The sequence below is a fragment of the Nocardiopsis valliformis DSM 45023 genome (assembly GCF_000340985.1).
Lineage (GTDB): Bacteria > Actinomycetota > Actinomycetes > Streptosporangiales > Streptosporangiaceae > Nocardiopsis > Nocardiopsis exhalans.
This window is the reverse complement of sequence record NZ_ANAZ01000002.1, coordinates 121797-134090: the sequence shown is the minus strand read 5'-3', so window position 1 is coordinate 134090 and position 12294 is coordinate 121797. Positions and strand designations below refer to the sequence as shown.

Genomic DNA, 12294 nt, shown 5'->3' with positions numbered 1-12294 from the left:
GGTTTCTGCTTCGGCACGTGCAACACGTGCCGGTGTGCCGCCTTAGCTCAGTCGGCAGAGCGATTCACTCGTAATGAATAGGTCATCGGTTCGATTCCGATAGGCGGCTCAGCCACCTCAGGCCCGTCCGGGAGATCCCGGACGGGCCTGAGGCGTTGACGGGGCCGGTCCCCAGGGACGACGGCACGCTTCCCGGCGGTGGCGCTACGGTACGTAGCGCACAAAGTCCCCCGAACCGGGAGCATTCGGATGTACACCGCTCGGGTCTCACAGACCGACCCCCACGCGTTCGCCTCACTGCGGGCGGTCCTCCGGGATGCCCGGTACGCGAACACGGACCTGTACCTCCACGTGGAGCCGGGCCGGTACGCGGAGCCCTACGCCCTGGAGATCACCTCCAGGGTCATGATCGTTCCGGTCGAGGGGCCTGGCACCGTGGAGATCTCCGTGGCGGCGGCGGACAGTGTGTTCGTCGTGAAGGGGGACCGGGGCGCACTGGAGCTGTACGGGATCCACGTGCGGGGCAGGGCCGACATGCCGGACTCCCCGACGGTCCTTGCGGAGCAGGGGACCCGGTTCAAGGCCGTCGACAGCGTGTTCACCTCCGGCACCGAGGTCGAGGTCAACGGGGACGGTACCGAGGTGGTCAACTGCCGCTTCGACGGCTGCGATCTCTACTGGAAGCGGGGGACCGGCGGCTTCGTGCGCGACGCCGTCTTCCGAGGGGCGGGCCTGACCTTCTGGCGCGCGGTCAACCCCACAGTCAGCTCGGTGCGGTTCAGCGACTATGACCAAGGTTCCCTGACCATCGCCGACTCCAGCGTGATGGTGACCGACTGCGTCATGTCCAGCTTCGGGAAAGCCAAAGGCGGTTCGCTCATCGTCAAAGACGGGTCCGACGCCCGGTTCAACAACCTCTCGATCACCGGCAGCCCGGACTACTCGGTACTCGCGGTCGGCGAGGGCACCCGTGTCGCCTTCAACGGATTCAGCCTGACCGCATGGACCAACGAGAAGTCCGGGATCGCCATCGGCCTGGGCGCCGAGGTCAGCTTCGCGGCCAGCCGGATTGATGCTGTCGGTGCCGCTTCCACCGCCGTGACGGTGAGCGAGGGAGGAACGGTCACGGTCGAGGACCTGGTCGTCGAGAACACCGGAGCACAGGCCTTCTTCGTTAAGGAGAGCAGACTCTCGGGCCGCGGGCTCGTCTGCAGACGACTGGGTTCGTACGCGATCGCGGCTCTCCGGAGCCGGATCGAGCTGGCGGACGTCGAGTTCACGGCCAGGCTCCCCGGTGCCGAAAACGATGCCAGCGGCTTCTACCTGTCGGACAGCCGGTTGGACGCGGACGGGGTCAGGGCTTCGGAGCTGACCGGAACGGTGATCCTGACTTCCGACGACTCCCAGGCGACCCTGACGTCGGTCTCCGCTGAGCGCGTGTGGAAACCGGTCATGGCCCTCGGGATCAGCACGGTCAGGGTGCACGGCGCGCGGGTCACCGAGAGCGGGGCCGCGGCTTTCAGCACGAACGACAGGGGTTCCCTGACGGTGGTGGACGCCCTGGTCTCCGGTACCGGGGACACGGCGGTGTGGTCCCGGGGCGGCTCCCTCAACCTGACCTCGGTGACGGTCAGCGGTACTGCCGGGGCCGGGGCGGCGGTCGAGGAGGGCGCTGAGCTGACCCTGGAGGACACCGTGGTCCGGGACGGGCACGGCGTCGGGGTCAGCGTGCGCGGCGCGAAGAGCCAGGTGAAGCTACTCCGTTCCCGGATCACCGGCAACGCGCTGGCGGGCGTCCAGGCACACTCGGACGCGGTCGTGGAGATGCGCGACGTCGTCCTCCGGGACAACGGCGGCGGAGACTGGGTGTACTTGGCGGAGGGGGCGGAGTGAGCGCTACCGTACATAGCGCACACATGCCCCTTGTGCCCGTAATCCCCTGAGTACCCCTCCCTTCGTACCCCCACGTACCCCCGAGGAGCCGCCGCATGTACACGGTCCGTGTGTCGAAGACCGATCCCCGAGCCTTCTCCTCCCTCGGGGACGCGGTCAGGGACCCTCGGTACGCGAATCTGGACCTGTACCTCCAGGTTGATCCGGGCTACTACATCGAGCCCCGGGGCGTCGGGGTGCAACGGAAACTGGTCGTGGTGCCGGCCCAGGGGCCCGAGACGGTGGTGGTCGCGGGGCCCCAGGAGGGCAACGTCTTCAACGTCAAGGGTGAGCTGGAGCTCTACGGCGTCAAGATCGTCGGCAACAGCTCTGAGTACCCGTCGCTGTACACGCACGAAGGCAGCCGGTTCAAGGCGGTCGACTGCTGGTTCGAAGGCAGCGTCCGGATAGAACTGAACGGCCGCACACAGGAACTGCTGAACTGCACCTTCGTGGGGGCCGGTGTCCGCTGGTTCGAGGGCGGCGGTCAGATCAGCAACGCCACCTTCCGCAGGGCCGTACTCCGCATCGAGAAGAACGCTCGTCCGGAGGTGAACGCGGTCGAATTCAGCGGCGGGAACCCCGAGTGGAACAGCCTGACCGTTGACGGCGCCTCGATCACGGTCACCGACTGCGTCATCAAGGACGGCGGGAGCGAAGCCGGGGCAGCGGTGGCCGTGCTCGGCGGTGCCAAAGCGCGGTTCACCAACATCTCGCTTCCCGAGCAGAGGTGGTTGCCGATCATGGTGCGGGGCAGGGACACCCGCGCGGAGTTCAGCAATCTGTTGGTGTCCGGCGGGGAGGAAGACCACCCCTCGATCAGTTTCATCGAAGGCGCTTCGGGGAGCATCGAGGGCGCGCGGATCAGCAACATGAGTTCCGCGGCCCTGAGCGTGAGCGACGCGGCCCTGACGGCGAACGGTCTCGCCTGTGAGGACCTGACGGGCATCGCTCTTCACGTGACGAAGGGCAGCGTGACCGGCGGCGGGCTCACCTTCAGCCGACTCGGGAACCATGCGGTCTTCGGTGTCGACGCACAGATCGATCTGTCCGACATCGAGATGCGGGACCCCCTCCCCAGTACTAACGAGGGCCTCGCCGGTATCTCCATGTTGCGCTCCCGGCTCCAGCTCAACCGGGTGCGGGCGTCCGGATCGAGGGGACCGGTGGCCATCACCGTGAAGTCCGACGCGACCCTGACCGACATCACCGCCGAGGGCGGTTGGGGCGGGCTCGTGGTCAAGGACGACAGCACGGTCAAGGTACGCGGCCTGCGGACCGCCAAGGCCGAGAGCAACGGCATGCTGGTGATGTCGGGTGCGTTCGTCGAGGCCGAGGACGTCGACATCTCCGAGGCCGCCTACGATTCCGTCTACGTCGAGGGCGCACGCCTCACGCTGCGCTCGTCCACGGTGAGCCAGAGCAAGGGGCAGGGGGTCGGGGTCCTGCAGGGCGGGAGCGTCACCCTGGAGGACTGCACGATTCGGGACGGCGCACAGAACGGGGTCTGGGTCATCGACGAGAGCAGCCGGGCCCGGCTGCTCCGGGGCGAGATCACCGGCAACAAGGGCTACGGGATGGACTCGCACGAGGACGCCACCGTCCAGGTCGACGACACCACCTTCACCGACAACAAGGTGAAGGAGCAGGTCCAGGCGCACGTGGCGGGGGAGGACGCCTCCGTCGGACCGGACACGCCGGAGGGGGAGGCCAGGCCCCTGGAGGAGCTCCTCGCGGAACTCGACGCGATGGTCGGGCTGGACGGGGTCAAGAAGGAGGTCCGCTCCCTCGTCAACCTCCTGAAGGTCAACGCGAAGAAGGCCGCGGCCGGGCTCCCCGTGCCACCCATGAGCCGCCACATGATCTTCTCGGGGCCTCCCGGTACCGGCAAGACCACGGTGGCCCGGCTGTACGGGGAGATCCTGCGGTCCTTGGGCGTGCTGTCGAACGGGCAGTTCGTCGAAGCGGCCCGGCAGGACCTGGTGGCCGAGCACCTGGGCGGGACCAGCGCCAAGGTCACCGAAGTGGTGGAACGGGCCCGGGGCGGGGTGCTGTTCATCGACGAGGCGTACGCGCTGTCCCGGCAGTTCGGTTCCGGCTCCGACTTCGGCCAGGAGGCCATCGACACCCTCATCAAGTTCATGGAGGACCTGCGCGACGAGATCGTCATCATCTTCGCGGGCTACTCCAGCGAGATGCGGACCTTCCTCGACTCGAACCCGGGGCTGAGCTCCCGGGTGTCGAACACGATCGAGTTCGAGAACTACTCGCCCGAACAGCTCACCACCATCTTCGAGCGTCTGGCGGCCAAGCAGAGCAACGAGCTCGGCGAGGGCGTGCGCGAGACCCTGGTCCAGCACTTCCAGAAGCAGAAGCGGGACGAGACCTTCGGCAATGGCCGGGAGGCGCGGCGGCTCTTCGAGGAAGTACTCCAGGCCCAGGCCGACCGGCTCGCGGATCTGGACGACATCAGCGCCGCGGACCTCTCCCTGATCCTGCCCGCCGACCTCGAGGGCGTGGTGGACACGGGCCTGTCCGCCCGGGTCGGCGCGCCCAGGGACGCCGACCAGACCCAGGCCCTGCTGGCCAAGCTGGAGGGGATGGTCGGGCTGGCCGGGGTCAAGAACGAGGTGGCCGGCATCATCACCCGTATCGCGGCCGCCCGGCGCAGGCAGGAGGCCGGGCTCAGCGGTAACATCCCTCCGCAGCATCTGGTGTTCTCCGGGCCTCCCGGTACCGGTAAGACCACGGTGGCGCGGATCTACGGCGAGCTCCTGGCGGCGCTGGGCGTCCTAGCCCAGGGGCAGGTGGTCGAGGTGGCCCGGGGCGACCTGGTGGGTGCCTTCGTGGGGCAGACGGCGCAGAAGACCAAGGACGTGTTCGAGCGGGCCCGGGGTGGGGTGCTGTTCATCGACGAGGCGTACACGCTCGCGCGCGAGGGGGCCTCCGGTTCCGACTTCGGTCAGGAGGCCATCGACACCCTCCTCAAACTCATGGAGGACCACCGCGACGAGGTCGTGGTGATCGCGGCCGGCTACACGGACGAGATGGCCGGTTTCATGGCCAGCAACCCCGGCCTGGACTCGCGGTTCTCCGGGACGGTGGAGTTTGAGCCCTACGGCCGGGACGACCTGGTGGGGATCTTCACGGGGATGGCCCAGGGCTCCGACTTCCTGGTGCCGGACCAGACCCGTCAGGCACTGGCCGGGGTGTTCGAGCGGGGCGCGGCGCTGTACGCGCAGGGCAACGGCCGTGAGGTCCGCAAGCTCTTCGAAGCGGCCCAGGGCAAGCAGGCGTGGCGGCTCAACGCGCAGGCGCAGGCGGGGCACACGGTCGGCAAGGAGGACCTCCAGCTGCTGCTGCCGGAGGACGTCGGCGCGCTGTGAGACCCGGCGGAGACACTGTGTGATCGGTGAGTGGCCAGGGGGTCAGCCCAGCCCGGACCTGCGGTTCCGGGGGTGTTGACCGACCCTGGCCACACGTGTGTGCGCTGTCCCGGGTTCCCGGCGGCCCAGGTGGATACGGTACTTAGCGCAGACTCTCCGGCGCGGCGCCGGGGCCGATACCCCTTGGGAGTCGATGGATGATCACGGTCCGCGTCTCGAAGACAGACCCCGCCGCCGTTTCCTCGCTGGGGAAGGCGGTGCGGGACCATCGCTACCGGGCGTCCGGGATCCACCTGGTTGTGGACCCGGGGGAGTACGTGGAGCCGCTGGTCATCGGGGTGCAGCGGCGCGTGGTCATCACCCCAGCCGAGGGGGCCGGAACGGTGACGGTCGTCGCGGCCAACGAGACCAACGTGTTCAACGTCCACGAGGGCGGCGCACTCGAGATCCACGGGATCTGCGTGCGCAGCTCCTCGGCGGAGTACCCGCCGCTGTACGTGCAGAAGGGCGCCCGGCTCAAGGCGGTCGACTGCGTCTTCACCGCGCCCAGGAGGGTCAACGTGGTGGGCGCTCGCGCGGAGATCGTCGGCTGCCGCTTCGAGGACAGCGGGCTGCTGTGGGACGGCAGCGAGGGCAACGTGCGCGAATGCTACTTCGCCGGTGCGGTGGTCGCCGTCCAGGGCAAGTGCGCGCCGAAATTCAGCGGGACGGTCTTCACCGGGGCCCACGACGACTGGCACACCCTCTACGTCGCCGACTCCGCACCGGAGTTCGTCGACTGCGCGCTGGTGGACGGCGGAGGGGTCTACGTGCGGGACCGGGCCCGGCCGGAGTTCACGGACCTAAGGGTGACCGGTTCCCACGACTGGCCGGTGCGGGTTTACGAGCGCTCTAAGGCGACCTTCACCCGCATGGTGGTGGAGGGTGCTCGGAAGAAGGACACGGACGCGGTCTTTGTCCACGGCGACTCCGAAGCAGCCCTGAACGACTGCGAGATCACCGGCGCCACCCGTACCGGGGTGGCGATCGAGGGCGGCAGGCTCACCGCGCAGGGGCTGACGGTGACCGGCGCCGCCACCGACGCCGTTCTCGTGGACGGCGGCGAGGCGACCATCACCGATCTGCGGTGTACTCGGATCGGCAAGGCCGCGCTGCTGGTCGCCGACGGGGCCAGGGTCACCGTCTCGGGGATGTCCGTGGCTGAGAGTGGGGAGAAGGAGCGGGGCGCGATCGCCGCTGTGCGCTCCCGGTTCGAGGTGAGCGACCTGCGGGTGAGCCGCTGGCACGGACCGATGGCCATCGTGGTGGGCGGCCGCGGGTTCTTCGAGGACATCGTCGGCCACGACGTGGGTTCGGGCATCCACAGCCGTGAGGACGCCACGCTCACGGTGCGTGGCATGGTGCTGCGCGACGCCCGCGAGGACGGCCTGAACATCCTCGACGGCACCGAGATCCAGCTGCACCACGCTGACCTGTCCGACTGCGGGGAGGACGCGGTCTACGTCCAGGGCGGGCACGTCACGCTCCGCTCCTGCACCCTGTCCGGCAGCGGGGAGCGCGGCGTCCGGGTGGGGGAGGGCGGGGTCGCCGCCCTGGAGGACACTGCCGTCCGCGACGGTCGTGGCGACGGGATCATGGTGGAGGACGGCGGCCGGGTGCGCTTGGTGCGGTGCACCGTGTCCGGGAACGAGGAGGAGGGCCTGTGGGCCGCGGGCAGCGCGTCGGTGTACCTGGAGGAGAGCACTTTCAGCGGGAACCGGGGCGGGGACGGCGACCAGGCCGGTTCGAGCGTCCCGGGTGCGGGCGCGGTTCAGCCGGGGGGAGGCGCTGCGGCCAGGGGGCCGGGTGAGAGCGCGGTCCGGGACCGGGCGCGACCGTTGGAATCGCTGCTCGCCGAGCTGGAGGGGATGGTGGGGCTGGAGCGGGTGAAGAAGGAGATCCGCTCCCTCGTCAACTTCCAGCTGGTGAGCGCCAAGCGGGTGGAGGCGGGTTTTCCGGCGCTCAACGTCAGCCGCCACCTGGTGTTCTCGGGCCCGTCCGGGACCGGGAAGACGACCGTGGCCCGCCTCTACGGGGAGATCCTGCGTTCGCTGGGGGTGCTGAGCAAGGGGCAGCTGCTGGAGGTCTCGCGGGCGGACCTGGTGGCCGAGCAGCTCGGAGGGACGGCGCGCAAGACCGCCGATCTGGTGGAGCGGGCGCGGGGCGGGGTGCTGTTCGTGGACGAGGCCTACGAGCTCCTGGACGACGGTGTGGGTGCGGCCGGTGCGTGCCTGGGCCCTGAGGGCGCCAGCGGGCAGGAGGCCGTGGAAACCCTCATCAGGCTCATGAAGGAACTGCGTGACGAGGTCGTGGTGGTCTTCTCCGGGAGGACCGGGCCGATGCGGGACTTCCTCGAAGCTAACCCGGCGCTGCGGGCCCGGGTGGCGCGCACCATCGAGTTCGAGGACTACTCGCCGGAGCAGCTGGGCGGGATCTTCGAGGGGATGGTCGAGGCCCAGGGCTACACCCTGGGGGAGGGCACACGCGACCTTCTGGTTCGGCACTTCCGGGGGCGGCCGCGCGGGGAGGTTTTGCGCGGAGAGGGTTTCGGTAACGGCAGCGAGGCGCGCCGGGTGTTCGAGGAGGCGCTGCGGGCCCAGGCGGGCCGGATCGTGGCGGGCGACTACCAGACCGTGGAGGACCTCACCCAGCTCCGGCCCGCCGACCTGGAGGACGCGGTGGCCGCCGGGCCGGGCGGGTCGCGCGACGGGGCCCGGGTGCGCGCGCTGCTGGCGAGTCTGGACGGCATGGTGGGCCTGGCCGAGGCCAAACGCCAGGTGCGGGGGTTCGCGGATCTTCTGGCGTCGGCGCGGCGGATGGAGGGGGAGGCCGTGCCCGCCGCACGCCACCTGGTGTTCCTGGGACCGAGCGGGACCGGGCGGAGCACGGTGGCGCGGCTCTATGGCGAGCTGTTGGCGGCGCTGGGGGTACTGGCCCGGGGGCACCTGGTCGAGGCCGGGCCGGGGCACCTGGTGGGACCGCCGGGGCAGCGCGGGCCGGGGCAGGTGGCGCAGCGCACGCGTGAGTTGTTCGAGCGGGCGCGCGGCGGGTTGCTGTACGTGACGGACGCGGATGTGCTGACCAGGGACTTCACCGGTGGCCGAGGGGTCGGTCAAGACGTGGTCGACACCCTGCTCGAACTCATGGAGGAGCACCGCGGTGAGGTCGTGGTGATCGTGTCCGGTCGCCCTCGGGAGATGTCCGGGTTCCTGTCGGGCAGCCCCGAGCTGGCCTCGCGGTTCTCCGGGACGGTGGAGTTCGCTCCCTACGGGCGGGAAGAGCTGGTGGGGGTCTTCGCGGTGATGGCCGAGCGGGCCGACCTCCGGGTCCCGGAAGCGACCCGGCGGGCGCTCGCGGAGATGGTCGGGGCGGACAGCGGGCGGTTCACCGAGGAGAACGGGCACCGAGTGCGGGCGCTGTTCGAGGCGAGCGTGACCCGGCAGGCGCGGCGGATCGAGGCGGCGGCGCAGGCGGGGGACAGCCCCGACGTGGCCGAGCTCCAGACCCTGCTACCGGAGGACCTCCCGGAACGGGGCGTGGGGGGTGTTGCGCCGTAGGTGTCCGTTGAGGGTGGTGGTGGGTGACGGGGAGGGGGGTGCTGCGCCGTAGGAGTCCGTTGAGGGTGGGGGTGGGTGACGGGGAGGGGGGGGTGCGCCGTAGGTGTCCGTTGAGGGTGGTGGTGGGTGACGGGGAGGGGGGTGCTGCGCCGTAGGTGTCCGTTGAGGGTGGTGGTGGGTGACGGGGAGGGGGGTGCTGCGCCGTAGGTGTCCGTTGAGGGTGGTGGTGGGTGACGGGCGGGCTTGGGAGAATGATTACTCCGCGTGTATCGGTGTTGAGCCTGCCGTGTCCGAAGTGTGGGTAGGTGGGCGATATGAGTCTGTTGTTCATGTTGTTCGCCCTGATGGGCGCGGTGATCGTGCTCGGCGGTGGTTCCTACGCCCTGCGCCGTGTCCTGGCCCACATGGAGGCGCGCGTCGCCGTGGCGGAGCCGGAACCGCCCCCGAGGGCCGAACACGGAAACCACGTGGGCGGGTACGTGCCGATCCAGCGGGATGCCGACGAACTCCCCGCCGAGGTGCTCTCCCGGGCGCGCAACCTGGTCGCGCTGGGGCGCGCCGACGAGGCGGTCCGACTGGTCCGGACGCGCCTGGGCGGTGACGAGAGCCGGGCGCGGCGGGTCGTGCGGCGCCTGGGTGAGGAGGGGCGGCCCGCGCTGGAACCCTGAGCTGGTGCTGGTCAGGTGCGCTGGCGGTTCTGCAGCCAGCCCCACACAGCGGTTGCGACGAACAGCAGGCCGCCGATCACGGCCAGCCAGAACAGCCCTCTGATCACGATGCCGAGGATGGCGAGGATCAGCCAGATCGCCAGCAGGACGAGGATGAGGTAGACCATGTGCGCTCCTGGTCGGTCGGCGTGCTTCGGGCTGACCAGTGACCTACCCCGCCGGCCCCCTCTCCATACCGGCCGGCACGGCGCGGCCTGATCCGGGGCGTGCGCCCCGGATCAGGGGGGTCAGGGCCAGGTGCCGTCGACCACCGTTCCGTGGTCCGGCTTCTCCCGGTCCAGCCACTCCTGGCGCCTGCGGGCGAACTCCCCGGCCCACTCCACCTGCCGCCGGTGCAGTTCCGGCAGGGTGAGCGCCGCCGCCTCGGGGTGGCGGGCACCGATCTCCTCGGCCAGGGCCAGCGCGGCCGCGGCGTCGCCCCCGGCGGTGTGCGCGTCGGTCAGCGCGACCCCGTAGTACTCGCACAGGGCGCCCAGCGTGCGCTTGCCGCGCCGGAAGGGCTCCAGGCCCCGGTCGATCACCAGCGGGTCCACGACGGGCTCCACGGGGCCGCCGAGGACCTTGGAGAGCGGTCCCAGGCCGTGCCTGCGCCGCTCGGCGTCCAACAGTGTGAGGTCGTAGGGCGCGTTGAACACGACCAGCCCTCGGCCGCCATCCAGGTGCCCGGCCAGGGCCGCGGTGATCTCCTCGAGACACTCCGCCGCCGGACGCCCCTCGGCGCGGGCCCGCTCGGTGCTGATGCCGTGGACGGCCACCGCCCCGGCGGGGATCTCCTTCTCACCGGGGTCGACCAGCCAGGTGCGCCGACCGCCGTCGAGGTCCACCACGGCGGCCGAGACCAGGAAGGCGGTGGCGGGGTCGGGGGAGGAGGTCTCGGTGTCGAACCCGGCGAGGTCGGTGGTGTGCCAGCCGGTGTGGCTGCCGCGTGCGGGAGGGGCCGGGCGCGGTTCGTGGTCGGCGCAGTGGGTGCGCCAGCGCCCGCCCTCCTTGACGACGAAACCCGCTCCGTTCTCCACCCGGACCGAACAGGTGACGCAGGTGCCGGGGTAACGGTTGCGCATGGGTTCCTCTCCGGCCGGGCGGCGGCCCGGTACGTGGCTGGCCGCTGTGAGCAGCGGCGATTCGGGACCATCGTAGGTCCGGGCGGTGACAGTCCGGGGCGGGCCGGGGAAGGGGCTGGTGGGGCGGGTGTGTGCGAGGGCCTTCTTCTGGGGAAGTGAAGGGACATGAGTTTGGAAGAGGCATCACGTCAGCTGGAAGCCGCTATCCACGATGCGCGGGTCTCGTTCGACTGCATCCTGTTGGAGGAGCTGGACCGGGCACACACCAACGCCATCACCGCCCGGGCCGCCGTGGATGCGGCCGAACAGGCGATCCGGGTGGAGTTGGAGAGGCGGACGGCCGAGGAGACGGACAAGGAAGAGGCCGACAGCCCCGACTGATCGGAGGAATCCCCGATCTCGGGGCTGTGGATATCGAACATGTTTTCGAACAACGGGTATGCTGTGTGGTATGCCCGATCAGTCCCTGACGCCGGACTGGCCCGCGAGTGTGCACCCACCCGGGTCGGACTCCTTCGAGCGGACGGCCCTGGAATGGTTGTTCGACCACGTGCCGGCCGATTACCGGTTGCACGGGGTCCTGCGGCGCCACCCCGTGGCCCTTTCCCGGCTGGCGCGCCAGTACGTCTCCGCGGCACTGGAGGCGGCCCGGGAGGGGTACCGCACGGCCCGCGTGGACCTACGCGACCAGTTGCCGCCGCACGCCCTCGACCAGGTCATGAACGCCTACCTCGCGGAGGGGCAGCGCACCGCGGACGTCCTCCGCGCCGTCGAGGCGGTGGACGGGGCGCTGCGCGCCTCGGTCCCGGACGGGGGCCGCCATGAGTGAGTCCCCGCGTGATTTCCCGGACGGGTCTCGCAAGCGGCCTGTCGGTTCGCTGGAGTGTTCGGGCGGTTCTCCGCAACGGCCAAGCGGTTCCCCGAGACCACCAGGCGGTTCGCCGGAGCGCTTAGGCGATTCCCTGAGACAGTCAGGCGGTCACCCGGACCAGGACGGCCACCTCGTCGCCGGTGTTCACCAGGTAGTGGTGGTCCTGCGCGGCGATGCCGGTGCCGCTCACCACGCGGGTCCGCCCGAGGGCCAGCTCGGCGGCCGAACGCATCTGGCCGTCGGCGCCGGAGGTGATCAGGTGCGCCCGACCACTGACCAGGTGCAATACCTCCAGAGTGTGCGGGCGGTCGGAGCGCCGGGCCGGGCCGGGCACGAAGCTGTTGGGTTCGAGGGCGACCGTGGTCACCCGGAACCGGCCGCTCACGTGCCGCCGGGCGCTGCGCGGGGCGGGCTGCCAATGGCCGCGCCGGGTCGGCCACAGGGTCGGCCGGAGCAGCGAGGAAGCGGCGCCGCGGGCCGCGGAGACCAACTGTCCGAGAGTGGGCAGGCGGCGTTCGCTCAGGTGGGCGTAGCCGGAGGTGCGACCCGCGTCGATCACGTCGCCGATCCCGTCGAGCGAGACGGACGCGGCGCGCGGTCGGGGGGTGTGCTCGGTCGTGCCGGGGCGGAGGGCAGTCGTGGCGGAGGCCTGCTGGGGCATCGTGAGAAGATCCTTCACGTGTACGCGGCCGGGTCGTGTGACCGGGGCCGCGGGTATGT

9 protein-coding genes and 1 tRNA gene are annotated in these 12294 nt (G+C 70.4%); 7 read left to right on the top strand and 3 right to left on the bottom strand.

Annotation, left to right across the window (positions count from 1 at the left end; all coding sequences use genetic code 11):
- Positions 1-36: 36 nt before the first annotated feature.
- From D457_RS0101215 to D457_RS0101195, 5 genes are all read left to right on the top strand, one after another.
- A tRNA-Thr gene (locus tag D457_RS0101215) sits at positions 37-109 on the top strand.
- A gap of 140 nt (positions 110-249) precedes the next feature.
- Positions 250-1893: a right-handed parallel beta-helix repeat-containing protein gene (locus D457_RS0101210; protein WP_017578812.1), complete on the top strand. Its 1644-nt coding sequence runs from the start codon at positions 250-252 to the stop codon at positions 1891-1893.
- A 95-nt stretch (positions 1894-1988) separates the two neighbouring features.
- Positions 1989-5318: an AAA family ATPase gene (locus D457_RS0101205; protein ID WP_017578811.1), complete on the top strand. Its 3330-nt coding sequence runs from the start codon at positions 1989-1991 to the stop codon at positions 5316-5318.
- A 197-nt stretch (positions 5319-5515) separates the two neighbouring features.
- Positions 5516-8914, top strand: coding sequence for a right-handed parallel beta-helix repeat-containing protein (locus D457_RS0101200; RefSeq protein ID WP_017578810.1), 3399 nt, complete (start codon positions 5516-5518; stop codon positions 8912-8914).
- A 314-nt stretch (positions 8915-9228) separates the two neighbouring features.
- On the top strand, positions 9229-9582 hold the full coding sequence (locus D457_RS0101195; protein WP_017578809.1) for a hypothetical protein: 354 nt from the start codon (positions 9229-9231) through the stop codon (positions 9580-9582).
- A gap of 11 nt (positions 9583-9593) precedes the next feature.
- Here the strand turns inward: D457_RS0101195 and D457_RS36340 are convergent, their stop codons facing one another.
- Positions 9594-9749 carry a hypothetical protein gene (locus D457_RS36340; protein ID WP_017578808.1) on the bottom strand — a complete coding sequence of 52 codons (156 nt, stop codon included), beginning with the start codon at positions 9747-9749 and terminating at the stop codon, positions 9594-9596.
- A gap of 120 nt (positions 9750-9869) precedes the next feature.
- Complete coding sequence (locus D457_RS0101185) at positions 9870-10703, bottom strand: exonuclease domain-containing protein (RefSeq protein ID WP_017578807.1); 834 nt, start codon at positions 10701-10703, stop codon at positions 9870-9872.
- A 165-nt stretch (positions 10704-10868) separates the two neighbouring features.
- Here D457_RS0101185 and D457_RS0101180 point away from each other — a divergent pair, with 165 nt between their 5' ends.
- Positions 10869-11084, top strand: coding sequence for a hypothetical protein (locus D457_RS0101180; protein ID WP_017578806.1), 216 nt, complete (start codon positions 10869-10871; stop codon positions 11082-11084).
- A 58-nt stretch (positions 11085-11142) separates the two neighbouring features.
- The gene (locus D457_RS0101175; RefSeq protein ID WP_017578805.1) at positions 11143-11532 is read left to right on the top strand and encodes a hypothetical protein; all 390 of its coding nucleotides are present in this window, start codon (positions 11143-11145) and stop codon (positions 11530-11532) included.
- A gap of 142 nt (positions 11533-11674) precedes the next feature.
- Here the strand turns inward: D457_RS0101175 and D457_RS0101170 are convergent, their stop codons facing one another.
- A complete protein-coding gene (locus D457_RS0101170) occupies positions 11675-12235 on the bottom strand; it encodes a hypothetical protein (protein ID WP_017578804.1) in 561 nt (186 codons plus the stop codon).
- Positions 12236-12294 lie beyond the last annotated feature (59 nt).

What these genes read in the sequence shown, in the direction of transcription:
- D457_RS36340 (WP_017578808.1), bottom strand. Translation starts at nt 9,749, where the DNA reads ATGGTCTACCTCATCCTCGTCCTGCTGGCGATCTGGCTGATCCTCGCC.
- D457_RS0101210 (WP_017578812.1), top strand. Translation starts at nt 250, where the DNA reads ATGTACACCGCTCGGGTCTCACAGACCGACCCCCACGCGTTCGCCTCA.
- D457_RS0101200 (WP_017578810.1), top strand. Translation starts at nt 5,516, where the DNA reads ATGATCACGGTCCGCGTCTCGAAGACAGACCCCGCCGCCGTTTCCTCG.
- D457_RS0101175 (WP_017578805.1), top strand. Translation starts at nt 11,143, where the DNA reads ATGCTGTGTGGTATGCCCGATCAGTCCCTGACGCCGGACTGGCCCGCG.
- D457_RS0101185 (WP_017578807.1), bottom strand. Translation starts at nt 10,703, where the DNA reads ATGCGCAACCGTTACCCCGGCACCTGCGTCACCTGTTCGGTCCGGGTG.
- D457_RS0101180 (WP_017578806.1), top strand. Translation starts at nt 10,869, where the DNA reads ATGAGTTTGGAAGAGGCATCACGTCAGCTGGAAGCCGCTATCCACGAT.
- D457_RS0101195 (WP_017578809.1), top strand. Translation starts at nt 9,229, where the DNA reads ATGAGTCTGTTGTTCATGTTGTTCGCCCTGATGGGCGCGGTGATCGTG.
- D457_RS0101205 (WP_017578811.1), top strand. Translation starts at nt 1,989, where the DNA reads ATGTACACGGTCCGTGTGTCGAAGACCGATCCCCGAGCCTTCTCCTCC.
- D457_RS0101170 (WP_017578804.1), bottom strand. Translation starts at nt 12,235, where the DNA reads ATGCCCCAGCAGGCCTCCGCCACGACTGCCCTCCGCCCCGGCACGACC.